The sequence below is a fragment of the Escherichia sp. MOD1-EC6842 genome, assembly GCF_002965705.1.
GTDB lineage: Bacteria > Pseudomonadota > Gammaproteobacteria > Enterobacterales > Enterobacteriaceae > Escherichia > Escherichia ruysiae.
Genome location: NZ_PTRF01000020.1, coordinates 34166 through 60770, shown reverse-complemented (window position 1 = coordinate 60770; position 26605 = coordinate 34166). Strand labels below are relative to the sequence as shown.

22 protein-coding genes, 4 tRNA genes and 1 pseudogene are annotated in these 26605 nt (G+C 52.5%); 19 read left to right on the top strand and 8 right to left on the bottom strand.

The annotated features are described in order from the left end of the window. Positions 1-11: 11 nt before the first annotated feature. The 12 genes from rffC to A7Z29_RS19565 all read left to right on the top strand — a co-directional run bounded on the left by rffC (position 12) and on the right by A7Z29_RS19565 (position 9740). Entirely contained in the window at positions 12-686 is a 675-nt protein-coding gene (rffC, locus tag A7Z29_RS19620) for a dTDP-4-amino-4,6-dideoxy-D-galactose acyltransferase (protein ID WP_105290671.1), read from the top strand. A 4-nt stretch (positions 687-690) separates the two neighbouring features. Continuing rightward, a complete protein-coding gene (gene rffA, locus A7Z29_RS19615) occupies positions 691-1821 on the top strand; it encodes a dTDP-4-amino-4,6-dideoxygalactose transaminase (RefSeq protein WP_105290670.1) in 1131 nt (376 codons plus the stop codon). A 1-nt stretch (position 1822) separates the two neighbouring features. Then, positions 1823-3073 (top strand): lipid III flippase WzxE, encoded by a 1251-nt coding sequence (gene wzxE, locus A7Z29_RS19610; RefSeq protein WP_000050237.1) that lies wholly within the window; start codon positions 1823-1825, stop codon positions 3071-3073. Further along, positions 3070-4149, top strand: coding sequence for a TDP-N-acetylfucosamine:lipid II N-acetylfucosaminyltransferase (gene rffT / locus A7Z29_RS19605; RefSeq protein ID WP_105290669.1), 1080 nt, complete (start codon positions 3070-3072; stop codon positions 4147-4149). The genes wzxE and rffT overlap by 4 nt, the downstream gene beginning before the upstream one ends. After that, entirely contained in the window at positions 4146-5498 is a 1353-nt protein-coding gene (wzyE, locus tag A7Z29_RS19600; RefSeq protein WP_105290668.1) for an ECA oligosaccharide polymerase, read from the top strand. Before rffT ends, wzyE begins: the two co-directional genes overlap by 4 nt. Before the next feature lie 2 nt (positions 5499-5500). Beyond that, positions 5501-6241: a lipopolysaccharide N-acetylmannosaminouronosyltransferase gene (gene wecG, locus A7Z29_RS19595; RefSeq protein ID WP_001064054.1), complete on the top strand. Its 741-nt coding sequence runs from the start codon at positions 5501-5503 to the stop codon at positions 6239-6241. A gap of 191 nt (positions 6242-6432) precedes the next feature. Continuing rightward, positions 6433-7818 (top strand): bifunctional threonine/serine APC transporter ThrP, encoded by a 1386-nt coding sequence (thrP, locus tag A7Z29_RS19590; RefSeq protein WP_000774731.1) that lies wholly within the window; start codon positions 6433-6435, stop codon positions 7816-7818. 102 nt (positions 7819-7920) lie between these two features. Continuing rightward, positions 7921-7997, top strand: a tRNA-Arg gene (locus A7Z29_RS19585). Positions 7998-8055: 58 nt separating this feature from the next. After that, positions 8056-8131, top strand: a tRNA-His gene (locus A7Z29_RS19580). Between the two features lie 20 nt (positions 8132-8151). Then, a tRNA-Leu gene (locus A7Z29_RS19575) sits at positions 8152-8238 on the top strand. Between the two features lie 42 nt (positions 8239-8280). Continuing rightward, positions 8281-8357, top strand: a tRNA-Pro gene (locus A7Z29_RS19570). A gap of 147 nt (positions 8358-8504) precedes the next feature. Further along, positions 8505-9740 carry an anaerobic sulfatase maturase gene (locus A7Z29_RS19565; RefSeq protein ID WP_105290667.1) on the top strand — a complete coding sequence of 412 codons (1236 nt, stop codon included), beginning with the start codon at positions 8505-8507 and terminating at the stop codon, positions 9738-9740. A 100-nt stretch (positions 9741-9840) separates the two neighbouring features. On the opposite strand, the gene aslA is transcribed toward A7Z29_RS19565, so the two are convergent. The 5 genes from aslA to hemC all read right to left on the bottom strand — a co-directional run bounded on the left by aslA (position 9841) and on the right by hemC (position 16248). Further along, positions 9841-11496 carry an arylsulfatase AslA gene (gene aslA / locus A7Z29_RS19560; protein ID WP_105281094.1) on the bottom strand — a complete coding sequence of 552 codons (1656 nt, stop codon included), beginning with the start codon at positions 11494-11496 and terminating at the stop codon, positions 9841-9843. A 677-nt stretch (positions 11497-12173) separates the two neighbouring features. Beyond that, entirely contained in the window at positions 12174-13370 is a 1197-nt protein-coding gene (hemY, locus tag A7Z29_RS19555; protein ID WP_000921807.1) for a protoheme IX biogenesis protein HemY, read from the bottom strand. A gap of 2 nt (positions 13371-13372) precedes the next feature. Continuing rightward, positions 13373-14548, bottom strand: coding sequence for a uroporphyrinogen-III C-methyltransferase (gene hemX, locus A7Z29_RS19550; protein WP_000139133.1), 1176 nt, complete (start codon positions 14546-14548; stop codon positions 13373-13375). Positions 14549-14569: 21 nt separating this feature from the next. After that, entirely contained in the window at positions 14570-15310 is a 741-nt protein-coding gene (hemD, locus tag A7Z29_RS19545) for a uroporphyrinogen-III synthase (protein ID WP_000026036.1), read from the bottom strand. Continuing rightward, a complete protein-coding gene (gene hemC, locus A7Z29_RS19540) occupies positions 15307-16248 on the bottom strand; it encodes a hydroxymethylbilane synthase (protein ID WP_094185021.1) in 942 nt (313 codons plus the stop codon). The genes hemD and hemC overlap by 4 nt, the downstream gene beginning before the upstream one ends. Positions 16249-16633: 385 nt before the next feature. Between hemC and cyaA the strand changes: the two genes are divergently transcribed. After that, on the top strand, positions 16634-19180 hold the full coding sequence (cyaA, locus tag A7Z29_RS19530) for a class I adenylate cyclase (protein ID WP_000281706.1): 2547 nt from the start codon (positions 16634-16636) through the stop codon (positions 19178-19180). A gap of 39 nt (positions 19181-19219) precedes the next feature. Here the strand turns inward: cyaA and cyaY are convergent, their stop codons facing one another. Further along, a complete protein-coding gene (gene cyaY / locus A7Z29_RS19525) occupies positions 19220-19540 on the bottom strand; it encodes an iron donor protein CyaY (RefSeq protein ID WP_000999935.1) in 321 nt (106 codons plus the stop codon). A 47-nt stretch (positions 19541-19587) separates the two neighbouring features. Continuing rightward, positions 19588-19764: pseudogene (locus A7Z29_RS23510) on the bottom strand (DKNYY family protein); the annotation flags it as partial. Positions 19765-19961: 197 nt separating this feature from the next. Here A7Z29_RS23510 and lptM point away from each other — a divergent pair. From lptM to uvrD, 6 genes are all read left to right on the top strand, one after another. Then, the gene (lptM, locus tag A7Z29_RS19520) at positions 19962-20165 is read left to right on the top strand and encodes an LPS translocon maturation chaperone LptM (RefSeq protein ID WP_000799886.1); all 204 of its coding nucleotides are present in this window, start codon (positions 19962-19964) and stop codon (positions 20163-20165) included. Between the two features lie 36 nt (positions 20166-20201). Beyond that, on the top strand, positions 20202-21026 hold the full coding sequence (gene dapF / locus A7Z29_RS19515; protein ID WP_001160645.1) for a diaminopimelate epimerase: 825 nt from the start codon (positions 20202-20204) through the stop codon (positions 21024-21026). Next, positions 21023-21730, top strand: coding sequence for a DUF484 domain-containing protein (locus A7Z29_RS19510; RefSeq protein ID WP_000812782.1), 708 nt, complete (start codon positions 21023-21025; stop codon positions 21728-21730). Before dapF ends, A7Z29_RS19510 begins: the two co-directional genes overlap by 4 nt. After that, a complete protein-coding gene (gene xerC / locus A7Z29_RS19505; protein WP_105290666.1) occupies positions 21727-22623 on the top strand; it encodes a tyrosine recombinase XerC in 897 nt (298 codons plus the stop codon). The genes A7Z29_RS19510 and xerC overlap by 4 nt, the downstream gene beginning before the upstream one ends. Further along, positions 22623-23339 carry a 5-amino-6-(5-phospho-D-ribitylamino)uracil phosphatase YigB gene (gene yigB, locus A7Z29_RS19500; RefSeq protein WP_105290665.1) on the top strand — a complete coding sequence of 239 codons (717 nt, stop codon included), beginning with the start codon at positions 22623-22625 and terminating at the stop codon, positions 23337-23339. The genes xerC and yigB overlap by 1 nt, the downstream gene beginning before the upstream one ends. 83 nt (positions 23340-23422) lie before the next feature. After that, positions 23423-25585, top strand: a complete 2163-nt coding sequence (gene uvrD, locus A7Z29_RS19495) for a DNA helicase II (protein ID WP_000383446.1) — start codon at positions 23423-23425, stop codon at positions 25583-25585. A gap of 136 nt (positions 25586-25721) precedes the next feature. Here uvrD and A7Z29_RS19490 read toward each other — a convergent pair whose 3' ends face one another. Next, complete coding sequence (locus tag A7Z29_RS19490; RefSeq protein WP_105290664.1) at positions 25722-26486, bottom strand: phosphodiester glycosidase family protein; 765 nt, start codon at positions 26484-26486, stop codon at positions 25722-25724. Positions 26487-26605 lie beyond the last annotated feature (119 nt).

Genomic DNA, 26605 nt, shown 5'->3' with positions numbered 1-26605 from the left:
GGAGTCACACAATGCCCATTCGCGCCAGAATTGAACCACTAACCTGGGAAAACACCTTCTTTGGTGTCAACAGCGCCATTGTGCGTATTAGTCCTGACGCGCCACTCCTGACGTCAGACGTCTTAGCGCCGTGGTCACGGGTGCAGGCCAAAATTGCCGCATCAAATACCGATGAGCTGGACGCCTTGCAACAACTGGGATTCTTACTGGTTGAGGGTGAAGTTGATTTGGTACTGCCTGTGAACAGTGCAAGTGATAGCGACGCAGAAGTGGCACAAGAGACAGATATTCCAGTGCTACGCCAGTTAGCCAGTGAGGCATTTGCGCAAAGCCGTTTTCGTGCGCCGTGGTATGCGCCTGACGTCAGTGGGCGCTTTTATGCGCAGTGGATTGAAAACGCCGTACGCGGCACTTTTGATCATCAATGCCTGATTTTACGTTCGGCGTCTGGTGATATTTGTGGCTATGTTTCTCTACGAGAGTTGAATGCCACTGACGCGCGCATTGGCTTGCTGGCAGGCCGTGGCTCCGGTGCACAGCTGATGCAAGCGGCACTAAACTGGGCGTATGCTCGCGGTAAAACAACATTGCGGGTGGCGACCCAGATGGGCAACACCGCCGCGCTTAAACGATACATACAAAGTGGTGCGAATGTAGAAAGCACCGCGTACTGGTTATACAGGTGATCACATGATTCCATTTAACGCACCGCCGGTGGTAGGAACCGAACTCGACTATATGCAGTCGGCAATGGGTAGCGGCAAACTGTGCGGCGATGGCGGTTTTACCCGTCGCTGCCAGCAGTGGCTGGAGCAACGTTTGGGTAGTGCCAAAGTGCTGCTGACGCCGTCCTGCACCGCTTCGCTGGAGATGGCGGCGTTGCTGCTCGATATCCAGCCTGGCGATGAAGTGATCATGCCGAGTTACACCTTTGTCTCCACCGCCAATGCCTTTGTGCTGCGTGGCGCGAAAATCGTCTTTGTGGATGTTCGTCCGGACACCATGAACATCGACGAAACGCTTATTGAATCGGCGATCACCGACAAAACGCGTGTTATCGTGCCGGTACATTACGCGGGCGTGGCCTGTGAAATGGACACCATTATGGCGCTGGCGAAAAAGCATAACCTGTTTGTGGTGGAAGATGCCGCTCAGGGCGTGATGTCCACTTACAAAGGGCGTGCGCTGGGAACCATTGGTCATATTGGCTGCTTTAGCTTCCATGAAACCAAAAACTACACGGCGGGAGGTGAAGGTGGTGCGACGCTGATTAACGATAAAGCGTTGATTGAACGTGCCGAGATCATCCGTGAAAAAGGCACTAACCGCAGCCAGTTCTTCCGTGGTCAGGTCGATAAATATACCTGGCGTGATATTGGTTCCAGCTATCTGATGTCCGATCTGCAAGCTGCGTACCTGTGGGCGCAACTGGAAGCCGCCGAACGTATCAACCAGCAACGTCTGGCGTTGTGGCAAAACTACTATGATGCGTTATCACCTCTGGCGAAAGCCGGGCGTATCGAACTGCCGTCGATTCCGGATGGCTGCGTGCAGAACGCGCATATGTTCTACATTAAGCTGCGGGATAATGATGACCGGAGCGCATTGATTAACTTCCTGAAAGAAGCGGAAATTATGGCAGTGTTCCATTATATTCCGCTACACGCAAGCCCTGCGGGTGAACGCTTTGGTGAGTTCCACGGCGAAGATCGCTACACCACCAAAGAGAGCGAGCGCCTGCTGCGCCTGCCGCTGTTCTACAATTTGTCGCCCGTCAATCAACGCACGGTAATTGCGACTTTGTTGAACTACTTCTCCTGATATGTCGCTGGCAAAAGCGTCCTTATGGACGGCGGCCAGTACGCTGGTCAAGATTGGTGCCGGGTTGCTGGTCGGTAAGTTGCTGGCGGTGTCATTTGGTCCGGCTGGGCTGGGGCTGGCGGCAAATTTCCGCCAGTTGATTACCGTGCTCGGCGTGCTCGCTGGGGCGGGCATCTTTAACGGCGTAACGAAATACGTTGCCCAGTACCATGATAATCCGCAGCAGCTACGCCGCGTGGTCGGCACTTCATCAGCGATGGTGCTTGCCTTCTCTACGCTGATGGCGCTGGTTTTTGTGCTGGCGGCTGCCCCAATCAGCCAGGGATTGTTCGGTAATACCGACTATCAGGGGCTGGTGCGATTGGTTGCACTCGTACAGATGGGGATCGCCTGGGGCAACCTGCTGCTGGCGCTGATGAAAGGTTTTCGTGATGCCGCCGGTAATGCCCTGTCGCTTATTCTCGGCAGCTTGCTTGGCGTTATTGCCTATTACGTCAGTTACCGTTTGGGCGGTTATGAAGGGGCGTTGCTGGGACTGGCGTTGATTCCTGCGCTGGTGGTGATTCCTGCCGTCATCATGCTAATTAAGCGTGGTGCAATCCCGTTAAGCTATCTGAAACCCAGCTGGGATAATGGTCTGGCAGGGCAGTTGAGCAAATTTACGCTCATGGCGTTGATTACGTCGGTGACCTTGCCCGTTGCTTACATCATGATGCGTAAACTGCTGGCGGCGCAGTATAGCTGGGATGAAGTGGGCATCTGGCAAGGGGTGAGCAGTATTTCCGATGCCTACCTGCAATTCATTACCGCCTCTTTTAGCGTGTATTTACTGCCCACGTTGTCGCGGCTAACGGAAAAGCGCGATATCACCCGGGAAGTGGTGAAGTCGCTGAAATTCGTCTTACCAGCAGTGGCGGTGGCGAGTTTTACCGTCTGGCTGCTGCGCGATTTTGCCATCTGGCTGCTGTTATCGAATAAATTTACCGCTATGCGCGATCTCTTTGCCTGGCAGTTGGTGGGCGATGTGTTAAAAGTGGGTGCTTATGTCTTTGGTTACCTGGTGATCGCCAAAGCGTCGCTGCGGTTTTATATCCTGGCGGAAGTCAGCCAGTTCACTTTGTTGATGGTATTTGCCCACTGGTTGATCCCTGCGCATGGTGCGCTGGGCGCGGCGCAGGCTTATATGGCAACGTATATCGTCTATTTCTCTCTTTGTTGTGGCGTGTTTTTACTCTGGCGTAGGCGGGCATGACTGTACTGATTCACGTACTGGGATCGGATATCCCTCACCATAACCAAACCGTTTTACGGTTTTTCAACGACGCGCTGGCCGCAACGAGCGAGCACGCGCGCGAGTTTATGGTTGCTGGCAAGGACTACGGCTTAAGTGACAGCTGTCCGGCACTTTCTGTGCAATTTTACCCAGGTAAAAAATCCCTGGCAGAAGCGGTCATCGCAAAGGCGAAAGCTAACCGGCAGCAGCGATTTTTCTTCCACGGTCAGTTCAACACCACGCTGTGGCTGGCGTTGCTGAGTGGTGGTATCAAACCCAGCCAGTTTTACTGGCATATCTGGGGGGCAGATCTCTATGAGGTCTCCAGCGGGCTGAAATTCAAACTGTTTTACCCTATCCGCCGGCTGGCACAAAAGCGAGTTGGCTGCGTATTTGCTACTCGCGGTGATTTGAGCTTTTTTGCTAAAACGCATCCTAAGGTGAGGGGCGAACTGATTTACTTCCCGACGCGGATGGATCCATCTCTCAATACGATGGCGAACGATCGGCAACGTGAAGGGAAAATGACCATTCTGGTGGGGAACTCCGGCGATCGCAGCAATGAACACATTGCCGCCTTAAATGCTGTTCATCAGCAGTTTGGCGATACGGTAAAAGTGGTGGTGCCGATGGGGTATCCGCCCAATAACGATGTGTATATCAACGAAGTTCGTCAGGCGGGGCTGAAATTGTTCAGCGAAGAAAATCTGCAAATTTTGAGCGAAAAACTGGATTTTGACGCCTATCTGGCGCTACTTCGCCAGTGCGATCTCGGCTACTTTATTTTTGCCCGCCAGCAGGGCATTGGTACTCTGTGCTTGTTGATTCAGGCAGGCATTCCCTGCGTACTTAACCGGGAAAACCCATTCTGGCAAGATATGACGGAACAACATTTACCGGTGCTGTTTACCACTGATGATCTCAACGAGGATATTGTGCGTGAAGCGCAGCGCCAGCTGGCGTCGGTGGATAAAAACAACATTGCCTTCTTTAGCCCGAACTATCTGCAAGGCTGGCGGCGGGCGTTGGCTATTGCCAGCGGGGAGGACGCATGAGCCTGTTGCAATTTAGCGGCCTGTTTGTTGTCTGGCTGCTTTGCTCACTGTTTATTGCTACGCTGACCTGGTTTGAGTTTCGCCGCGTGCGCTTTAACTTCAATGTCTTCTTTTCATTGCTGTTTTTGCTCACTTTTTTCTTTGGCTTTCCGCTGACCAGCGTGCTGGTATTTCGCTTTAATGTCGGCGTTGCGCCGCCAGACATTCTCCTTCAGGCGCTACTTTCTGCTGCTTGCTTCTACGCGGTTTACTACGTCACCTACAAAACCCGCCTACGCAAACGCGTTGCCGATGTACCGCGCCGCCCGCTGTTTACCATGAACCGTGTGGAGACCAATCTCACATGGGTGATCCTGATGGGTATCGCGCTGGTGAGCGTCGGCATCTTCTTCATGCACAACGGTTTTTTGCTGTTCCGGCTTAACTCCTACAGCCAGATCTTCTCCAGTGAAGTCTCTGGCGTGGCGCTAAAACGCTTTTTTTACTTTTTCATCCCGGCGATGCTGGTGGTCTACTTTCTGCGCCAGGACAGCAAAGCGTGGCTGTTTTTCCTCGTCAGCACGGTCGCATTTGGTTTGCTGACTTATATGATTGTCGGCGGTACTCGCGCCAATATCATCATTGCATTCGCTATCTTTCTGTTTATTGGCATTATTCGCGGCTGGATTTCGTTGTGGATGCTGGCGGCGGCAGGCGTGCTGGGGATTGTTGGTATGTTCTGGCTGGCGCTAAAACGCTATGGAATGAACGTGAGCGGCGATGAGGCGTTCTACACGTTTCTCTATCTCACCCGCGACACCTTCTCGCCGTGGGAGAATCTGGCGTTGCTGTTGCAGAACTACGACAACATCGACTTCCAGGGGCTGGCGCCGATTGTTCGCGATTTCTATGTCTTTATTCCTTCCTGGTTGTGGCCGGGACGGCCGAGCATGGTGCTGAATTCTGCCAACTATTTCACCTGGGAAGTGCTGAACAATCACTCCGGGTTGGCAATCTCGCCTACGCTTATTGGTTCACTGGTTGTTATGGGCGGCGCGCTGTTTATTCCTCTGGGGGCGATTGTGGTTGGCCTGATCATTAAATGGTTCGACTGGCTGTATGAGCTGGGCAACCGCGAAACCAATCGTTATAAGGCCGCGATATTGCACAGTTTCTGCTTCGGGGCGATCTTCAATATGATCGTGCTGGCGCGTGAAGGGCTGGATTCGTTTGTCTCACGCGTGGTCTTTTTTATCGTGGTCTTCGGCGCATGTCTGATGATCGCAAAACTGTTGTACTGGCTTTTTGAAAGCGCCGGACTCATTCATAAACGCACAAAATCATCGCTCCGGACGCAGGTTGAAGGATAACAATGAATAACAACACCACGGCACCGACCTATACGCTGCGTGGCTTACAGTTAATCGGTTGGCGTGATATGCAGCACGCCCTCGATTATCTGTTCGCTGAAGGGCAGCTTAAGCAGGGAACGCTGGTTGCCATTAATGCCGAAAAAATGCTGACCATTGAAGATAATGCTGAGGTCAGGGAGTTAATTAACGCTGCCGAATTTAAATATGCTGATGGCATCAGCGTTGTACGTTCAGTGCGTAAAAAGTACCCACAGGCGCAGGTTTCCCGTGTTGCCGGGGCCGATCTCTGGGAAGAGCTGATGGCGCGCGCAGGCAAAGAAGGGACGCCAGTATTTCTTGTTGGCGGTAAACCTGAAGTGCTGGCGCAGACCGAAGCTAAACTGCGCAACCAGTGGAATGTGAATATCGTTGGCAGTCAGGATGGTTATTTTAAACCCGAGCAGCGTCAGGCGCTGTTTGAACGAATTCATGCCAGTGGAGCGCAAATCGTCACCGTTGCGATGGGATCGCCAAAGCAGGAGATCTTCATGCGCGACTGCCGTCTGGTGCATCCAGATGCGCTGTATATGGGCGTTGGCGGGACGTATGATGTCTTTACTGGCCATGTGAAACGCGCGCCGAAAATCTGGCAAAAACTGGGGCTGGAGTGGCTCTATCGCCTGCTTTCGCAGCCAAGCCGCATTAAACGCCAGCTTCGTTTACTGCGCTATTTACGCTGGCACTACACCGGCAACCTCTGATTTTCCTCTCTCTGTAAAGCGACGGAGTGGTCACTCCGTCACCTGTCTGCCGTTTTATTACACAAAGCATTCAAATTTTTAATGCTTCATTTGCCATTTCTTCTAAATTACGAAAACATTCGCAACACTCGATGTACCCATAACGATAACCGGTAACACCGGAAAAGCATGCAAACACAACACGAGGATTTATGGCAGATAACAAACCAGAGCTACAGCGTGGGCTGGAAGCTCGACATATCGAACTCATCGCCCTGGGGGGCACCATTGGCGTTGGCTTGTTTATGGGGGCCGCCAGTACCCTGAAATGGGCTGGGCCATCCGTATTGTTGGCCTATATCATCGCCGGGCTGTTCGTCTTTTTCATTATGCGTTCAATGGGCGAAATGTTGTTCCTCGAACCGGTTACCGGTTCGTTCGCCGTTTACGCGCATCGTTATATGAGCCCGTTCTTTGGCTATCTCACCGCCTGGTCTTACTGGTTTATGTGGATGGCGGTGGGGATCTCGGAAATTACCGCCATCGGCGTCTACGTCCAGTTCTGGTTCCCGGAGATGGCACAGTGGATACCCGCATTGATCGCGGTGGCGCTGGTGGCGCTGGCGAATCTGGCGGCGGTGCGGTTGTATGGCGAAATCGAGTTCTGGTTCGCGATGATCAAAGTCACCACAATCATTGTGATGATCGTCATTGGCCTGGGCGTGATTTTCTTTGGTTTTGGCAATGGCGGGCAGTCGATTGGTTTTAGCAATCTCACAGAGCATGGCGGTTTCTTTGCGGGTGGCTGGAAAGGCTTCCTCACCGCCTTGTGTATCGTGGTGGCGTCCTACCAGGGCGTGGAGCTGATTGGCATCACCGCCGGTGAAGCGAAGAATCCGCAGGTGACGTTGCGCAGTGCCGTAGGCAAAGTGCTATGGCGAATCCTGATTTTCTACGTAGGCGCGATTTTCGTTATCGTCACTATCTTCCCGTGGAATGAAATAGGCAGCAACGGCAGCCCATTCGTACTGACTTTCGCCAAAATCGGCATTACCGCAGCGGCGGGCATTATCAACTTTGTGGTGCTGACGGCGGCTCTCTCTGGCTGTAACAGCGGCATGTACAGTTGCGGACGTATGCTCTACGCGCTGGCGAAAAACCGCCAGTTACCTGCGGCGATGGCGAAAGTTTCCCGTCACGGCGTGCCGGTTGCAGGCGTGGCGGTATCAATAGCCATTCTGTTGATTGGTTCATGCCTGAATTACATCATCCCCAATCCACAGCGTGTGTTTGTTTACGTCTACAGTGCCAGCGTGCTTCCGGGGATGGTGCCATGGTTTGTGATTTTGATAAGCCAACTGCGTTTTCGTCGTGCGCACAAAGCGGCGATTGCCAGCCATCCGTTCCGCTCCATTCTGTTCCCGTGGGCCAACTACGTAACAATGGCATTCCTGATTTGCGTTTTGATCGGCATGTACTTTAATGAAGATACGCGTATGTCGCTGTTTGTTGGCATCATCTTTATGCTGGCGGTGACGGCGATTTATAAAGTTTTTGGGCTTAATCGCCACGGTAAAGCGCATAAACTGGAGGAATAAGCAGCAAAATGCACAAACCGTAACCAAACGCGCATTTTATTTAAAAAGGGACTAGACAGAGGGGTGCGAAGTCCGTATTATCCACCCCCGCAACGGCGCTAAGCGCCCGTAGCTCAGCTGGATAGAGCGCTGCCCTCCGGAGGCAGAGGTCTCAGGTTCGAATCCTGTCGGGCGCGCCATTTAGTCCCGGCGCTTGAGCTGCGGTGGTAGTAATACCGCGTAACAAGATTTGTAGTGGTGGCTATAGCTCAGTTGGTAGAGCCCTGGATTGTGATTCCAGTTGTCGTGGGTTCGAATCCCATTAGCCACCCCATTATTAGAAGTTGTGACAATGCGAAGGTGGCGGAATTGGTAGACGCGCTAGCTTCAGGTGTTAGTGTCCTTACGGACGTGGGGGTTCAAGTCCCCCCCCTCGCACCACGACTTTAAAGAATTGAACTAAAAATTCAAAAAGCAGTATTTCGGCGAGTAGCGCAGCTTGGTAGCGCAACTGGTTTGGGACCAGTGGGTCGGAGGTTCGAATCCTCTCTCGCCGACCAATTTTGAACCCCGCTTCGGCGGGGTTTTTTGTTTTCTGTGCATTCCATCACTCTCCCTTCGCAATAAACGCCCGTAGTTAATCATTGCCAAACGGTATTATTTCGCCCTTAAATTCATCGAAGGACGACTTCAGGCAAGGAGCGACTATGCTGCAACAGGTTCCAACGCGTGCTTTTCACGTAATGGCGAAACCGAGCGGTTCAGATTGTAATCTGAACTGTGACTACTGTTTTTATCTCGAAAAACAATCCCTTTACCGCGAACAACCTGTCACGCATATGGACGATGAAATGCTGGAAGCGTATGTCCGTCACTATATCGCTGCCAGCGAACCCCAAAACGAAGTGGCATTTACCTGGCAGGGCGGCGAACCAACGTTACTCGGGCTGGATTTTTACCGTCGTGCAGTGGCGCTACAGGCGAAATATGGTGCTGGCAGGAAGGTAAGTAACAGCTTCCAGACTAACGGTGTGCTGCTTGATGAAGAATGGTGTGCATTTCTGGCAGAAAATCATTTTCTTGTTGGGTTATCGCTGGATGGCCCGGCTGAGATCCACAATCAATATCGCGTGACTAAAGGTGGCAGACCAACGCATAAGCTGGTGATGCGCGCACTTAAACTACTGCAAAAATATCACGTTGATTATAACGTGCTGGCGTGCGTTAACCGCACCAGCGCGCTGCAACCGTTGCAGGTTTATGACTTTTTGCGTGATGCGGGCGTGGAGTTCATCCAGTTTATTCCTGTAGTGGAGCGGCTGGCGGATGAAAAATCTGCCAGCGACGGGCTAAAATTACAGGCGCCTGGTGATATTCAGGGGGAACTGACGGAATGGTCAGTGCGCCCCGATGAATTTGGTGAATTTCTGGTGGCGATATTCGACCACTGGATCAAACGCGACGTCGGCAAGATTTTCGTGATGAATATCGAATGGGCGTTTGCCAATTTTGTCGGTGCGCCGGGTGCGGTTTGCCATCATCAGCCAACCTGTGGACGTTCGGTGATTATTGAGCACAACGGTGACGTTTACGCCTGCGATCATTTTGTTTATCCGCAATATCGGCTGGGGAATATGCTTCAGCAGACCCTCGCAGAAATGGTAGATTCCCCACAGCAGCAGGCGTTTGGTGAAGATAAATTTAAGCAGTTACCGGCGCAGTGTCGCAGTTGTAACGTGTTAAAAGCATGTTGGGGAGGCTGCCCGAAACACCGCTTTATGCTCGATATCAGCGGCAAACCGGGGCTGAATTATTTGTGTGCCGGGTATCAGCGTTATTTCCGCCATCTACCGCCATATCTTAAAGCAATGGCTGATTTGCTGGCGCACGGCCGCCCGGCCAGTGACATTATGCAGGCACATTTGATGGTAGTGAGTAAGTAAAAAGCGGCCATTTGGAGGCCGCCTGCGGTTGATTGCCGGATAAGGCGTTCACGCCGCATCCGGCAAGGTCAGTGTGGCCCGATGTAGCGATAGCGCCGGCTTAATCAGATTTAATCTGCGCGCGTGGCGGATATTTTTTCAGGATCTCCATATACGCATGCATTTCGGTCTGTAGCGGTACTCCCATCGGAATATGGCGCACGCCGATGGAGTCGCTTTCCTGCGGATCGGTATAGAGATTAAATACCGCAGAGCCCGCCGTTTGCATTACTGTACCGGTGAATCCTCCCTGATATCCGCTCTGGGTATAGGCATATGGCTGCTGAATAAGAACATGATATTTGAACTCATCCATACGCACAGCAGCGAGTTTACCGTTGAGGAAGTAGTGCTCGGCCTTACGGTTAGACTGACCATTTGTTCCCAGGAAGAAGGATGTCTGATCCACGCCATCGATAAAGGTGGTTTTCGGCACTAAATTTGCCACTTTCGCCCCAGGATGACCAGCCAGATCCAGCGCGGTAGGGAAGAGATCTGCCAGATCGACAATACCGTCAGATTTACGCGGTTGGATCATCCCTTTCCAGTAAACGAAAGTCGGTACGCGAACGCCGCCTTCCCAGGTCGAACCTTTAGAGCCACGAAACGGTGTGCGACCGTGCGGCGGCACTTCGGCTTCCGGGCCGTTATCGGAGGTAAAGACAATCAGCGTGTTATCGAGCTGACCGTTTTTCTCCAGTGCTTTATACAGGTTGGCGAACACATCGTTCATCTCAACCATACAGTCGCCGTAAGAGGTGCGCGCCGGAGAACTTCCCGCATATTTTGCGTTCGGGTAGTTATCAAAGTGACAGCCGCGAGTACCGTAATAGAGGAAGAAAGGTTTGTCGCTTTTCGCCATTTTGTCGAGGAACTTAACGCCATATTCCATCCAACGCTGATCCAGATCTTCCATATATTTCGGCGTAATGTCGGCAATGGCTTCCTGTTCACCGCCGCGCACCGCATGAACGTCATCTTTACTGAACGGCAGTTTTTTGATGTATTCAGAACGATCCGGGCTCAGGGCGACTTCCGGGTTTACGTGAACATCACGCCATTCGGTATACATATCGGACACTGAGTTGAAGCCACGGAAATCATCAAAGCCGACGTTCTGTGGCTGCGACTCTTTGTTTTCCCCCATGTGCCATTTCCCGATGGCCTGGGTGACATAGCCTTGATCATGCAGCAGTTGCGGTAGTGTCGTTAACCCTTGCAGACCGCCAGGTTGTCCGTACATCGGCGGCATCAAAATGCCGTGGTGGATGGAATACTGTCCAGTGAGAATCGTTGCGCGGGTTGGTGAAGAACTGGGTTGTGAATAAGCAGACGTTAAAATCAGCCCCTGGCTGGCAACGGCGTCAATATCTGGCGTTGGGTTACCTACTGCCACGCCGCCGCCGTTAAAGCCAACGTCCATCCAGCCTACATCGTCCAGCAAGAAAACAACCACGTTCGGTTTCTTGCCGGTTTTTTTCTCAAGTTCCGCCAGTTTCTGCTGGGTTTCTTTATCCTGCGCCGGATGCTGCATTACTGGCATCATGTTGTCGGCAATAGTGGTCGCCGGTTTAACCAGATACTGGTTTGGGTGATCGTATCCGGCAAAGCCTTTGCGTGCGGTGGCAGTTGACGGGGTATCTGCTGCGCTGGCCATGAGAGGAAGAGCGGCGGCGACAGCAACAACAAGAAGTTTGGGTGAAAACGAAAATTCCATGCAAAATGCTCCGGTTTCATGTCATCAAAATGATGACGTAATTAAGCATTGATAATTGAGATCCTTCTCCCTGATAAAATAGTTATATAAATAATTTATGGAAATATATTATTTATATACTGTGGGAATGTATATGAATATCAGGAGAGCATTTTCAATCCTACCTCCAGCGTGGCGGATATGTAAGGCTGGTTTATTATATATTATTGATTATTTATGCTGTTTTTATTTTGAATTCAATTAATATTTATATTGCCTATTTAACGACTTTAATTATTCATGAAATATATAATCGCGGTTGCCAGATTTGAGATAACATTCACTAATGTAATTATTGCAAGTGCATGAAAACAGGGTACAGAATTGTCTCATAACAAGTATTAAAGGATGTTATTTCCAGGGTCAGTGTGGCATAATAATTGGGTAGATGCTCATTCCATCTCTTATGTTCGCCTTAGTGCCTCATAAACTTAGGAATGACGCAGAGCCGTTTACGGTGCTTATCGTCCACTGACAGATGTCGCTTTTGCCTCATCAGACACCATGGACACAACGTTGAGTGAAGCACCCACTTGTTGTCATACAGACCTGTTTTAACGCCTGCTCCGTAATAAGAGCAGGCGTTTTTTTATGTATCAGAAAGCCCCCGGAGGTGCTTGCCTCCGGGTGAGAGAGAACTATTGCGGCGGGTTGTTCTGTAAGGTCAGCATTAAACCGTCGCGGCGCATCGCTGCGGCTTCTTCCGGCTTGTGCAGTCTGTCCAGCACGTCGGCAAGCCATGCATAATCATAGGCGTCCGGGCGTTGTTTCAGCGCCGCACGGAAGGCGAGGGATGCTTCCTGCCATTCGCCATGTTTCATCAGCGACTGACCCAATGTGCTCCATAACAGCGGGCGATCGCCCACGTTTTTGATCTGTTGGCGCAGCACTTTTTCCAGTTGTTCTGGATTGTTGGTTTTCAGGCGTGGGATCGGCAGCAGCAAACGATCGTCATACTGGTGTTTCAGGCCGTCGATGATAATTTGCTGGGCGGTGTCATGGTCATCACACTCAATAAGATGTTCCGCCATTGCCACCTGCAACGCCACCTGATGACGCGTTTTCCGGCTTTGATTTTTCCACCAGTTACGCAAGCCTTCACTACCGTCATCAGCCCGCGCCTGATCCATCAGACCAATCCATGCCTGTTGTTCCAGTGCGGCGCGGTGTTCTTCATCGCTAACGTGGGCTTTCGCCATTGATGGGATGATGTCCAGTAGCGAACTCCATGCGCCCGTGCGGATATAAGCCTGTTCAGCCAGACGTAATACTTCTGGATGGCGTGGCGTTACTTCCAACAACTTATCCACGCCGTGGCGTGCTGCATGGTTTTCATTACGCGCCAGTTGCAGGCGAACGCGGGCGATTTCTACCGGAATGGTATCATTGCCCGCCAGTTCCGCCGCGCGTTCCAGATGCTGATTGGCGCGCGATTCATCACCACGCTGTTGCGCGGCTTCGGCAGCCAGCAAATAGTTCACTACGGGTTGCTCAGCATGATCGGCATTTTTCGCCATCAGCTTTTCGACTTGCTGATAATCACCTTCCGCCAGTTTCAGCAGCGCCTGTTCGGTCTGTTTACGCGCGCGGCGACGTTTACGCCCGACAAACCAACCGCGAGTGTGCGCGCCTGTGCGGAAAATCCGTCGCAGTAACCATTCGATAGCAAACAGCACCACCATAGCCAGAATCAAAATGATTGCCAGTCCCGTGACGCTGGTTTCGATATTGTAGTTATCCGTCTGGATCAGTACGTAACCCTGATGTCCGGCAATCATTGGGCCAACGACGATGCCTGCAATCAGCAACACAAAGAGCAATAACACTTTTAGCATGGTTATTCTCCTTGCGGCGCGGCTGCCGGTGTATCAGCTTGCGGTGCAGGTGCAGCCTCCGCTACTGGTGTTACTGGTTGCGCCAGCAGATTGCGCACGCGAGTCTGCATCAGTTTTTCCAGCATTGCCTGGCTTTGCAGGGTTTCCGGGAGAACCATCGAGATATTTTGCTGACTTAACTGATCCACCTCGTCGAGGAACGCTTTGGTGGTGGCATCGTCAGTATCGTAGTAAGCACGTACCCAGGTGGAGACGTTCTCCAGCGCCTGGCGGTAAGTCTCTTGCTGATGACGTGGTACAGCTTGTGCCGCGACCAGCAGGCGAGAGCGAATATTTTCGCGCAGATAGATATCCTGATTCGGTGCTAACAGCGGTACGGCGGTGTCATCACGACGGCGAATCGTAATGAAGTTGTCCATAAAGTTCTGCCAGCTTTTTTGCAGATTGATGCGCCATTCGCTGATGGAGCTGGAAAGCTCTTCACCATCGGAATCCATCGGCGAACCGTCGCTATCATTATCGGCCAGACGCAGGTTATCAACCTGATTAGAAAGCTGATTCAGCTTGAGGATGATGCCGTCATAATCTACCTGCGAGACCGCAGAAAGGCTGGCGATATCATCGGTAATTGCCCGGCGAACGGTAATAAGACTTGGGTCATTCATATCCGCCAGGCTGGCGTCTGCGCTTTTCAGCAATGCCGCAGCGGTAGTGACGTCCTGATCGCTCCACAACTTACGTCCGGCGAGCTTCACAAGGAAATCAGCCTGCGCCAGCAGCCAGGTCTTGGCATCACTACCTGAGATAGTGGCGACCTTTTGTTGAACTTCATCCAGCTGTTTGGCCAGCGTTTCCTGCTGACGATTTGCCTGCTCTAGCTGTGTAGCCTGTTGCTTGATGATGCTTTCCAGCTCGGCTTTTTGGCTCTCCTGGGCTTTTTGCAGAGCCGCGAGTTGGTTAGCCAGAACATCACTGGTGGTCGTCTGATTGACGGCCTGTTGTTTACCCCAGCCATACAAACCGACACCTGCAGCCAGAGCAATAGCGATAGCCACCGCACTTAAAATCAGAGCAGTACTGTTATTACTCTTTTTTTCTACTGTGACAGATTGTGGCGTGGTGTCCACGACCTCCCTGGTCTCTTCAACCACGGCGGAGGTTTTTTCTTGTTCCGTCATTATGGCTTCCTGTTATGAGAGTTATTGTAATGCCCGTAAAAGCGCATCGTTGTCTGCGTTATCGGCGACCTTAATATCTTGCCAGCCCAGTTCCCGGGCGAGTTTCGCCAGACGCTCGCTGACGACCAGTAGTCGACAGCGTAGTAACCAGTGCTCACGATACCATCGTGGAATCAGCGACCAGAGCTGTTGCAGCATTTCACCGCTGGTAACAACGATCGTTGTCACTTCGCGAGTTTGCCAGCGCATCGCTTCTTCTGCACCATCGTAATGAATGGCGCATCGTTGATAACATTCGCAAAAAATGACTTCAGCACCGCGTGCCGTCAGGGTGTCCCCGATCAGCTCACGACCGCCGTTGCCACGTAAAATTAGCGCACGTTTGCCTGCAATATTTTGTAATTCAGGTAATTGTAGCAAGACTTCGCTGATTTCCCGATCCTGCGGATAACGAACTTCGTGTCCGCTCACGGTATGCAGCGCCAGTGCGGTAGTGCGACCAATGGCGAAATAAGCGGGTAGGGCGGGCCACTGGAGACCTTGCTGATGCAGTTGCGACTGTGCAAAAGCAACGGCATGTTGCGAAAGGGCAAATAGTAGATCTCCTTCGCTCAGTGCCGCCAGCTGGTCGGCAAGTTGTGGCAGTTGCCGACCCGGAGAAAACTCAATCAGCGGAAAATGCCAGGCCACCTGTCCCAGTGCGCGCAGACGGCTCACTAACTCTTCTCCTGCGGGAGATGGGCGGGTGACCAGGATACTCATGCTGGCGCATCTCCGCTGTAAACTTCGGCGAGGATCTCGCGCGCGCCGTTATTCAGTAGCTCTTCCGCCAGCGAAATGCCCATTTGCTCGGCAGCCTGCGGCGAGCCACGGCGCTCACCGCGAATAATCTGCGAACCGTCCGGTGCGCCAACCAGCGCACGCAGCCAGATTTCGCCATTGATAAGTTCGGCATAGCTACCAATCGGCACCTGACAACCGCCTTCGAGGCGGGTATTCATGGCACGTTCGGCGGTGACGCGCAGCGCCGTTTCGTGGTGATTCAGCGCGGTGAGTACCTCGCGGGTGCGCGAATCATCCAGGCGGCATTCAATGCCTACTGCACCTTGTCCTACTGCTGGAAGAGAAACTTCAGGCGGCAGCGCAGCACGAATGCGAGACTCCAGCCCTAAACGTTTTAAGCCAGCCACAGCAAGAATAATGGCATCGTATTCGCCATTATCCAGTTTACTCAGACGAGTACCGACATTGCCGCGCAGAGAACGGATAATGAGATCCGGACGGCGTTCAGCCAGTTGGCACTGGCGGCGTAAGCTGGAAGTACCGACGATGCTGCCTGCGGGTAACGCATCCAGACTTTCATAGTTATTGGAAACAAAGGCATCGCGAGGATCTTCGCGCTCGCAAATGGTGACCAGCCCCAGACCTTGCGGAAATTCAACCGGCACATCTTTCATTGAATGCACGGCGATATCGGCACGGTTTTCCAGGAGCGCGACCTCCAGCTCTTTCACAAATAAGCCTTTTCCGCCAACCTTCGCCAGCGGCGTATCAAGAATCACATCGCCGCGCGTCACCATCGGCACCAGTTCAACCACCAGCCCTGGATGGCTCGCCATCAACTTGTCTTTGACATAATGTGCCTGCCAGAGTGCAAGTGGGCTTTGGCGTGTGGCAATTCTTAAAACATTGTCTAACATGCTTGTTACCGTCATTATCATCCATGGTCCATCCTAACATCCTTGCCGGAGCGATGTCAGTGTTGTGGTGAAACGTCGATGCCTGTGTAAAACGTAAAATGTAGCCAGGCGGTGGTTCCTGACAGGCGCTTCAAGCCGTCGTAATAAGGAATTTACAGAGAATAAACGGTGCTACACTTGTATGTAGCGCATCTTTCTTTACGGTCAACCGGCAAGGTGTTAAATTGATCACGTTTTAGACCATTTTTTCGTCGTGAAACTAAAAAAACCAGGCGCGGAAAGTGGTACGGTTACCTTTGACATACGAAATATCCCGAATGCCGCGTGTTTCCGTTGATGTTGGCGGAATCACAGACATGACGGGTAGCAAATCAGGCGATACGTCTTGTACCTCTATATTGAGACTCTGAAACAGAGACTGGATGCCATAAATCAATTGCGCGTGGATCGCGCGCTTGCTGCTATGGGGCCTGCATTCCAACAGGTCTACAGTCTGCTGCCGACATTGTTGCACTATCACCATCCGCTAATGCCGGGTTACCTTGATGGTAATGTTCCCAGGGGCATTTGCCTTTACACGCCTGATGAAACCCAACGCCACTACCTGAACGAACTGGAACTGTATCGTGGAATGTCAGTACAGGACCCGCCAAAAGGCGAGCTTCCGATTACTGGCGTATACACCATGGGCAGCACCTCGTCTATAGGGCAAAGCTGTTCCTCCGATCTGGATATCTGGGTCTGCCATCAATCCTGGCTCGATAGCGAAGAGCGCCAGTTACTACAACGTAAATGCAGTCTGCTGGAAAGCTGGGCCGCCTCGCTGGGCGTGGAAGTCAGCTTCTTCCTGATTGATGAAAACCGTTTCCGCCATAATGAAAGTGGCAGTCTGGGGGGGGAAGATTGTGGCTCTACCCAGCATATACTGCTGCTTGACGAATTTTATCGTACCGCCGTGCGTCTCGCCGGTAAGCGTATTCTGTGGAATATGGTGCCGTGCGACGAAGAGGAGCATTACGATGACTACGTAATGACGCTCTACGCGCAGGGTGTATTAACGCCAAATGAATGGCTGGATCTCGGTGGCTTAAGCTCGCTTTCCGCTGAAGAGTACTTTGGTGCCAGCCTTTGGCAACTCTACAAAAGTATCGATTCTCCGTACAAAGCGGTGCTGAAAACACTGTTGCTGGAAGCTTATTCCTGGGAATATCCAGACCCACGCCTGCTGGCGAAAGATATCAAACAGCGTTTGCACGACGGCGAGATAGTGTCATTTGGTCTCGATCCGTACTGCATGATGCTGGAACGCGTTACTGAATATTTGACGGCAATTGAAGATTTCACCCGTCTGGATTTAGTGCGCCGCTGCTTCTATTTAAAAGTGTGCGAAAAACTCAGCCGCGAGCGCGCTTGCGTAGGCTGGCGTCGGGAAGTCTTAAGCCAACTGGTAAAAGAGTGGGGATGGGACGAAGCCCGTCTGGCGATGCTCGATAATCGCGCCAACTGGAAGATTGATCAGGTGCGTGAAGCGCACAACGAGTTGCTTGATGCAATGATGCAGAGCTACCGTAATCTGATCCGCTTTGCCCGTCGCAATAATCTTAGCGTTTCCGCCAGCCCGCAGGATATCGGCGTGCTGACGCGTAAACTGTACGCTGCGTTTGAAGCATTACCGGGGAAAGTGACGCTGGTAAACCCGCAGATTTCACCGGATCTTTCCGAGCCAAACCTGACCTTTATTTATGTACCGCCGGGCCGCGCTAATCGTTCTGGCTGGTATCTGTATAATCGTGCGCCGACAATCGAGTCGATCATCAGCCATCAGCCGCTGGAATATAACCGCTATCTGAATAAGCTGGTGGCCTGGGCGTGGTTTAATGGCTTGCTGACATCACGAACGCATTTGTTTATTAAAGGCAACGGCATTGTCGATCTGCCTAAGTTGCAAGAGATGGTGGCTGATGTGTCGCACCATTTCCCGTTGCGCTTACCTGCGCCGACGCCGAAGGCGCTCTACAGTCCTTGTGAGATCCGCCATCTGGCGATTATCGTCAACCTGGAATATGACCCGACGACAGCGTTTCGTAATCAGGTAGTACATTTCGATTTCCGTAAGCTGGATGTCTTCAGCTTTGGCGAAGAACAAAAATGCCTGGTGGGTAGTGTTGATCTGTTGTATCGCAACTCGTGGAATGAAGTGCGTACGCTACATTTCAACGGCGAGCAGTCGATGATTGAAGCCCTGAAAACGATTCTTGGCAAAATGCATCAGGACGCCGCTCCGCCTGATAGCGTAGAAGTCTTCTGCTACAGTCAGCATCTGCGCGGATTAATCCGTACTCGCGTGCAACAACTGGTTTCTGAGTGTATCGAACTGCGTCTTTCCAGCACTCGCCAGGAAACCGGGCGCTTCAAGGCGCTGCGCGTTTCTGGTCAAACCTGGGGCTTGTTCTTCGAACGCCTGAATGTGTCTGTGCAGAAACTGGAAAATGCTATCGAGTTTTATGGCGCGATCTCGCATAACAAACTGCATGGTTTGTCAGTGCAGGTTGAGACCAATCACGTCAAATTACCGGCAGTAGTGGATGGCTTTGCCAGCGAAGGGATCATCCAGTTCTTCTTCGAAGAAACGCACGATGAGAACGGCTTTAATATCTACATTCTCGATGAAAGCAATCGGGTTGAGGTATATCACCACTGCGAAGGTAGCAAAGAGGAGTTGGTGCGTGACGTCAGCCGTTTCTACTCGTCATCGCACGACCGTTTCACTTACGGCTCCAGTTTCATCAACTTCAACCTGCCGCAGTTCTATCAGATTGTGAAGGTCGATGGTCGCGAACAGGTCATTCCGTTCCGTACCAAATCTATCGGCAACATGCCGCCAGCCAATCAGGATAATGACACGCCGCTGTTACAGCAGTATTTTTCGTGATGAGTATGCCGGAAAGCGAGGCTTATCCGGCATGAAACCTTAACGGAAGCTCACCCTCTCTCCCGCCTGCTGCGTCGCCGCCTGTTCCAGCAAATCCCAGAAGGTTTCGCCACTGCGATCGCAAATCCATTCGTCGCCTTTCAGATCAAAGTGGTAGCCGCCCTGTTTGGTTGCCAGCCATACCTGGTGCAGCGGTTCCTGGCGGTTGATAATGATTTTGCTGCCGTTTTCAAAGGTAATGGTCAGTACGCCGCCGTTGATTTCGCAGTCGATATCGCTGTCGCCATCCCAGTCGTCCAGGTGTTCTTCAATGGTTAGCCACAGTTGGTCAGCCAGGCGATGAAATTCACTGTCGTTCATTGTTGTATCCTGTTTTTACGTGATGGCGGCAGTATAGCGGCCTGGCGTCAGGGCATCAAAGTTTGCCCGTCTGCTGCTGCGTTCCGGCATGATTCCTCCGTCATCGAAATAATAATGTCTCTGTTTTGAATTTCACGCACATCTTCCTCTCTGACGTGTGTTTTCGCCGGGCAGGGGGAGGGTGTAACCCTTACCTCTGTATCGGTCCAGGTATAAACATTGCGATAGTGCATAAAGCCATCCTGGCGCGAGGTGCCGATCACGAAACTACCAGCAAAACATAAATCCTCTCTTGTAAGCGTTATACTCGCAGCAATTCCTCACTTTTCAGACTTCATAAAGAGTCGCTAAACGCTTGCTTTTACGTCTTCTCCTGCGATGATAGAAAGCAGAAAGCGATGAACTTTACAGGCAATCCATAATGAAAAACGTGTTTAAAGCACTCACTGTATTACTTACTCTTTTCAGCCTGACGGGCTGCGGTTTGAAAGGTCCGCTCTATTTCCCGCCCGCAGATAAAAATGCGCCACCGCCGACTAAACCGGTAGATACGCAAACACAATCCACGTTGCCGGATAAAAACGACCGCGCCACTGGCGATGGCCCATCTCAGGTGAATTACTAAAAGTCAGTTTCTGTACCCGCGTGATTGGAGTAAATGATGCAGTTCTCGAAAATGCATGGCCTTGGCAACGATTTTATGGTCGTCGACGCGGTAACGCAGAATGTCTTTTTTTCACCGGATCTGATTCGTCGCCTGGCGGATCGGCACCTGGGTGTGGGTTTTGATCAGCTACTGGTGGTCGAGCCGCCGTACGATCCAGAACTGGATTTCCACTATCGCATTTTCAATGCTGACGGTAGTGAAGTGGCGCAGTGTGGCAACGGTGCACGCTGCTTTGCCCGCTTTGTACGCCTGAAAGGGCTGACCAATAAGCGCGATATTCGCGTCAGCACTGCCAATGGTCGGATGGTACTGACCGTCACTGATGACGATCTGGTACGGGTAAATATGGGGGAACCAAATTTCGAACCTTCCGCCGTGCCATTTCGCGCCAACAAAGCGGAAAAGACCTATATCATGCGCGCCGCCGAGCAGACAATCTTATGCGGCGTGGTGTCGATGGGAAATCCGCACTGCGTGATTCAGGTCGATGATGTCGATACTGCGGCGGTAGAAACACTGGGGCCTGTTCTGGAAAGCCACGAACGTTTCCCGGAACGTGCCAACATCGGTTTTATGCAAGTGGTTAAGCGCGAGCATATTCGTTTACGTGTCTATGAACGTGGTGCAGGAGAAACCCAGGCCTGCGGCAGCGGCGCGTGTGCGGCGGTAGCGGTAGGGATTCAGCAAGGTTTGCTGGCCGAAGAAGTTCGTGTGGAACTCCCAGGCGGTCGCCTTGATATTGCCTGGAAAGGTCCGGGTCATCCGTTATATATGACGGGTCCGGCAGTACATGTTTACGACGGATTTATTCATCTATGAAGCAACCAGGGGAAGAACTACAGGAAACACTCACGGAGCTTGATGACCGGGCGGTTGTCGATTATCTGATTAAAAATCCTGAGTTTTTTATCCGCAATGCGCACGCAGTAGAGTCAATTCGTGTGCCGCATCCGGTACGTGGCACCGTTTCACTCGTCGAATGGCATATGGCTCGCGCGCGTAACCATATTCATGTTCTGGAAGAGAACATGGCGCTGTTGATGGAACAGGCTATCGCTAACGAAGGCCTGTTTTATCGCTTACTCTATTTGCAGCGCACTCTTACTGCCGCCAGCAGCCTCGACGATATGCTAATGCGCTTTCACCGCTGGGCTCGCGATCTCGGCCTGGCTGGCGCGAGTGTGCGCCTGTTTCCGGATCGCTGGCGTTTAGGTGCGCCGTCGAACCATACCCATCTGGCATTAAGCCGTCAGGCTTTCGAACCGCTGCGTATTCAGCGTCTGGGGCAGGAACAGCATTATCTGGGGCCGCTTAACGGGCCGGAACTGCTGGTGGTGCTGCCGGAAGCGAAAGCGGTGGGGTCGGTGGCGATGTCGATGCTGGGAAGTGATGCTGATCTTGGTGTGGTGCTGTTCACCAGTCGCGATGCCAACCATTATCAACAAGGGCAGGGAACGCAGTTACTCCATGAAATTGCGCTGATGATGCCGGAGCTTCTGGAGCGTTGGATTGAACGCGTATGACCGATTTACATACCGATGTGGAACGCTACCTACGTTATCTCGGCGTAGAGCGTCAGCTTAGCCCGATTACCCTGGTTAACTACCAGCGCCAACTTGAGGCGATCATCAATTTTGCCAGCGAAAACGGCCTGCAAAGCTGGCAACAATGTGATGTGACGATGGTGCGTAATTTTGCTGTACGCAGTCGTCGTAAAGGGTTGGGAGCGGCAAGCCTCGCGTTGCGGCTTTCTGCGCTACGTAGCTTTTTTGACTGGCTGGTCAGCCAGAACGAACTCAAAGCTAACCCGGCAAAAGGTGTTTCGGCACCGAAAGCGCCGCGTCATCTGCCGAAAAATATCGACGTCGATGATATGAATCGGCTGCTGGATATCGATATCAACGATCCCCTCGCCGTGCGCGACCGGGCGATGCTGGAAGTGATGTACGGCGCGGGGCTGCGTCTTTCCGAACTGGTGGGGCTGGATATCAAACATCTCGACCTGGAGTCCGGCGAAGTGTGGGTGATGGGAAAAGGCAGCAAAGAGCGCCGCCTGCCGATTGGTCGCAACGCCGTGGCGTGGATTGAGCACTGGCTTGATTTGCGTGACCTGTTTGGTAGCGAAGACGACGCGCTTTTCCTGTCGAAACTGGGCAAGCGTATCTCCGCGCGTAATGTGCAGAAACGCTTTGCCGAATGGGGCATAAAACAGGGGCTGAATAATCACGTTCACCCGCATAAATTACGTCACTCATTCGCCACGCATATGCTGGAGTCGAGTGGTGATCTGCGTGGTGTGCAAGAGCTGTTGGGTCATGCCAATCTCTCAACCACACAAATCTATACTCATCTTGATTTTCAACACCTTGCCTCGGTGTATGATGCGGCGCATCCACGCGCCAAACGGGGGAAATAATGCGTTTTTACCGGCCTTTGGGGCGCATCTCGGCGCTCACCTTTGACCTGGATGATACCCTTTACGACAACCGTCCGGTGATTTTGCGCACCGAGCGGGAGGCGCTGACTTTTGTGCAAAATTATCATCCGGCGCTGCGCAGCTTCCAGAATGAAGATCTGCAACGTCTGCGCCAGGCGGTACGGGAAGCAGAACCCGAGATTTATCACGACGTGACGCGCTGGCGTTTTCGCTCGATTGAACAAGCGATGCTTGACGCCGGGCTGAGCGCGGAAGAAGCCAGCGCAGGCGCACACGCGGCGATGATCAACTTTGCCAAATGGCGCAGCCGAATCGATGTTCCGCAGCAAACCCACGACATCTTAAAACAGCTGGCAAAGAAATGGCCGCTGGTAGCGATCACCAACGGTAACGCGCAGCCGGAACTGTTTGGTCTGGGCGACTACTTTGAGTTTGTGCTGCGCGCTGGCCCGCACGGGCGCTCGAAACCGTTCAGCGATATGTACTTTCTGGCGGCAGAAAAACTCAATGTGCCGATCGGCGAGATCTTACATGTAGGTGACGATCTTACCACCGACGTGGGTGGGGCGATCCGCAGCGGAATGCAGGCCTGTTGGATCAGACCGGAAAATGGCTGCCTGATGCAAACCTGGGACAGCCGTTTACTCCCACATCTGGAAATTTCCCGGTTGGCATCTCTGACCTCGCTGATATAATCAGCAAATCTGTATATATACCCAGCTTTTTGGCGGAGGGCGTTGCGCTTCTCCGCCCAACCTATTTTTACGCGGCGGTGCCAATGGACGTTTCTTACCTGCTCGAAAGCCTTAATGACAAACAGCGCGAAGCGGTGGCCGCGCCACGCAGCAATCTTCTGGTGCTGGCGGGCGCGGGCAGTGGTAAGACGCGCGTACTGGTGCATCGTATCGCCTGGCTGATGAGCGTGGAAAACTGCTCGCCATACTCGATTATGGCGGTAACGTTTACCAACAAAGCGGCGGCAGAGATGCGTCATCGTATTGGGCAGCTGATGGGCACCAGCCAGGGCGGCATGTGGGTCGGCACCTTCCACGGACTGGCGCACCGTTTGCTGCGTGCGCACCATATGGACGCCAATCTGCCGCAGGATTTCCAGATCCTCGACAGTGAAGACCAGCTACGCTTGCTTAAGCGTCTGATCAAGGCGATGAACCTCGACGAGAAGCAGTGGCCGCCGCGCCAGGCAATGTGGTACATCAACAGCCAGAAGGACGAAGGGCTGCGTCCGCACCATATTCAAAGCTACGGTAATCCGGTGGAGCAGACCTGGCAGAAGGTTTATCAGGCGTATCAGGAAGCGTGTGACCGCGCAGGCCTGGTGGACTTCGCCGAACTGCTGCTACGCGCGCATGAGTTGTGGCTTAACAAGCCACATATCCTTCAGCACTATCGCGAACGTTTCACCAACATTCTGGTGGACGAATTCCAGGATACCAACAACATTCAGTACGCGTGGATCCGTCTGCTGGCGGGCGATACCGGCAAAGTGATGATTGTTGGTGATGACGACCAGTCAATCTACGGCTGGCGTGGGGCGCAGGTAGAGAATATTCAGCGTTTCCTCAATGATTTCCCCGGTGCCGAAACTATTCGTCTGGAGCAGAACTACCGCTCAACCAGCAACATTCTGAGCGCCGCCAACGCCCTGATTGAAAACAACAACGGGCGTCTGGGTAAAAAACTGTGGACTGATGGCGCGGACGGTGAGCCGATTTCCCTCTATTGCGCCTTTAACGAACTCGACGAAGCGCGTTTTGTCGTTAACCGCATCAAAACCTGGCAGGACAACGGCGGTGCGCTCGCTGAGTGCGCCATTCTCTACCGTAGCAACGCCCAGTCGCGTGTACTTGAAGAAGCCTTATTGCAGGCCAGTATGCCGTATCGTATTTATGGCGGTATGCGCTTCTTCGAACGTCAGGAAATCAAAGATGCGCTCTCGTATCTGCGCCTGATCGCCAACCGCAACGATGACGCGGCGTTTGAACGCGTGGTCAATACGCCAACACGGGGTATTGGTGACCGGACGCTGGACGTGGTACGTCAGACATCGCGCGATCGCCAGTTAACTCTCTGGCAGGCGTGTCGTGAACTGTTGCAGGAAAAAGCCCTCGCCGGACGTGCTGCCAGCGCCTTGCAGCGGTTTATGGAACTGATTGACGCCTTAGCGCAAGAAACTGCCGATATGCCGCTGCATGTACAGACTGACCGGGTAATTAAAGACTCCGGCCTGCGCACCATGTACGAGCAGGAGAAAGGCGAAAAAGGCCAGACGCGTATCGAAAACTTAGAGGAACTGGTGACGGCAACGCGCCAGTTCAGCTACAACGAAGAAGACGAAGATTTAATGCCGCTACAGGCGTTCCTCTCCCATGCGGCGCTCGAAGCAGGTGAAGGGCAGGCGGATACCTGGCAGGATGCGGTACAGCTGATGACGCTACACTCGGCAAAAGGCCTGGAGTTCCCGCAGGTGTTTATTGTCGGTATGGAAGAGGGCATGTTCCCAAGCCAGATGTCGCTGGATGAAGGCGGGCGTCTGGAAGAAGAACGCCGTCTGGCCTACGTTGGCGTAACCCGTGCGATGCAGAAACTGACGCTGACCTACGCGGAAACCCGCCGCCTGTACGGCAAAGAAGTTTACCATCGCCCGTCGCGCTTTATCGGCGAGCTGCCGGAAGAGTGTGTGGAAGAGGTACGCCTGCGCGCCACGGTAAGTCGTCCGGTTAGCCATCAGCGTATGGGTACGCCGATGGTTGAGAACGACAGCGGCTACAAGCTCGGTCAGCGCGTGCGTCACGCCAAGTTCGGTGAAGGAACTATCGTTAATATGGAAGGTAGCGGCGAACATAGTCGTTTGCAGGTGGCATTCCAGGGCCAGGGTATTAAATGGCTGGTAGCGGCTTACGCCCGGCTGGAGACGGTGTAATTTACGATTACGTTGCCGGATGCGGTGCTGCGCACCTTATCCGGCCTACGAGAATTGCACCCGGTAGGCCGGATAAGGCGTTTACGCCGCATCCGGCATCAGCACCATATTAAGTATCTGACACAAAACTATCATTCTAACCTTTCCGCTCGACGGAAATCATGGTGACAAAAGGATAGCGTTGCCACGGGATTGCCCCGCCTTTCATATACATATGTGAAATCGTGCCATCAAGATAAAGCAGCTGCTCTACGTCCAGTTTCGCTTTGGCATAGCAGGCAAAATCATAAAAATTTGTCGCCTGCTGGCTCAACAAAAACACGGCGTTCCCTTGTTTATTAATCCCAACACCGTTACGAATTTTACGTGAGGCGACGTTGGGATGAATACGCGGATTAATTACGCCGTTTTCCATCAACATTGGCCCTGACTGCACCGCAAACTGAATCTCTTTACTGGTTTTGAAGGCATCCAGACGAACGATGCCGACTTTATCTCCCGCGACATAAAACACGCCGCCAGGACGGATAAAGAAATTCCCTTCACCTGAAGCGAGATTTAACGCCACCTTCTGCTGACCGTTTTCGATGTACAAACCGAGCGGCGCATAGCTTTCATCATAGATGCCGCCGTTCATCGCCATTTGCACCTGACCCTGACTATTCATATCCGCCAGCAGAGCATGTAACGTTCCCCACGCTTCGCCATTGGCTTTTTGCCAGTACATTTTCACCCGCTCTGTTTGAGGATTAACGGTATACGCCTGTACGGTCAGCGCCGGATCTGAGAGTGCGCAATCATCAGCGGCAACAGCAAACAAGGGAAGTAAGGTGAGGGCGAGAAAAATCCGTTTGAGATTCAAGGTGATCATTCCTTTACCAATGAGTAGCCGATGCGCCATTATAGGTCCTGGATGTGGGATTTTTTTATCCTGTTAGCGACCTTGACGAGTACCAAAAAGCGCGAAGTTCAACTATTGTTCTGTGGTGTTCTGTTGCGTGTTGACGGCAAAATTTTGCT

Excerpts from the sequence above, each read along its gene's own strand:
- rffC (WP_105290671.1), top strand. The coding sequence starts at position 12 with ATGCCCATTCGCGCCAGAATTGAACCACTAACCTGGGAAAACACCTTC.
- rffA (WP_105290670.1), top strand. The coding sequence starts at position 691 with ATGATTCCATTTAACGCACCGCCGGTGGTAGGAACCGAACTCGACTAT.
- wzxE (WP_000050237.1), top strand. The coding sequence starts at position 1,823 with ATGTCGCTGGCAAAAGCGTCCTTATGGACGGCGGCCAGTACGCTGGTC.
- rffT (WP_105290669.1), top strand. The coding sequence starts at position 3,070 with ATGACTGTACTGATTCACGTACTGGGATCGGATATCCCTCACCATAAC.
- wzyE (WP_105290668.1), top strand. The coding sequence starts at position 4,146 with ATGAGCCTGTTGCAATTTAGCGGCCTGTTTGTTGTCTGGCTGCTTTGC.
- wecG (WP_001064054.1), top strand. The coding sequence starts at position 5,501 with ATGAATAACAACACCACGGCACCGACCTATACGCTGCGTGGCTTACAG.
- thrP (WP_000774731.1), top strand. The coding sequence starts at position 6,433 with ATGGCAGATAACAAACCAGAGCTACAGCGTGGGCTGGAAGCTCGACAT.
- A7Z29_RS19565 (WP_105290667.1), top strand. The coding sequence starts at position 8,505 with ATGCTGCAACAGGTTCCAACGCGTGCTTTTCACGTAATGGCGAAACCG.
- aslA (WP_105281094.1), bottom strand. The coding sequence starts at position 11,496 with ATGGAATTTTCGTTTTCACCCAAACTTCTTGTTGTTGCTGTCGCCGCC.
- hemY (WP_000921807.1), bottom strand. The coding sequence starts at position 13,370 with ATGCTAAAAGTGTTATTGCTCTTTGTGTTGCTGATTGCAGGCATCGTC.
- hemX (WP_000139133.1), bottom strand. The coding sequence starts at position 14,548 with ATGACGGAACAAGAAAAAACCTCCGCCGTGGTTGAAGAGACCAGGGAG.
- hemD (WP_000026036.1), bottom strand. The coding sequence starts at position 15,310 with ATGAGTATCCTGGTCACCCGCCCATCTCCCGCAGGAGAAGAGTTAGTG.
- hemC (WP_094185021.1), bottom strand. The coding sequence starts at position 16,248 with ATGTTAGACAATGTTTTAAGAATTGCCACACGCCAAAGCCCACTTGCA.
- cyaY (WP_000999935.1), bottom strand. The coding sequence starts at position 19,540 with ATGAACGACAGTGAATTTCATCGCCTGGCTGACCAACTGTGGCTAACC.
- lptM (WP_000799886.1), top strand. The coding sequence starts at position 19,962 with ATGAAAAACGTGTTTAAAGCACTCACTGTATTACTTACTCTTTTCAGC.
- dapF (WP_001160645.1), top strand. The coding sequence starts at position 20,202 with ATGCAGTTCTCGAAAATGCATGGCCTTGGCAACGATTTTATGGTCGTC.
- A7Z29_RS19510 (WP_000812782.1), top strand. The coding sequence starts at position 21,023 with ATGAAGCAACCAGGGGAAGAACTACAGGAAACACTCACGGAGCTTGAT.
- xerC (WP_105290666.1), top strand. The coding sequence starts at position 21,727 with ATGACCGATTTACATACCGATGTGGAACGCTACCTACGTTATCTCGGC.
- yigB (WP_105290665.1), top strand. The coding sequence starts at position 22,623 with ATGCGTTTTTACCGGCCTTTGGGGCGCATCTCGGCGCTCACCTTTGAC.
- uvrD (WP_000383446.1), top strand. The coding sequence starts at position 23,423 with ATGGACGTTTCTTACCTGCTCGAAAGCCTTAATGACAAACAGCGCGAA.
- A7Z29_RS19490 (WP_105290664.1), bottom strand. The coding sequence starts at position 26,486 with ATGGCGCATCGGCTACTCATTGGTAAAGGAATGATCACCTTGAATCTC.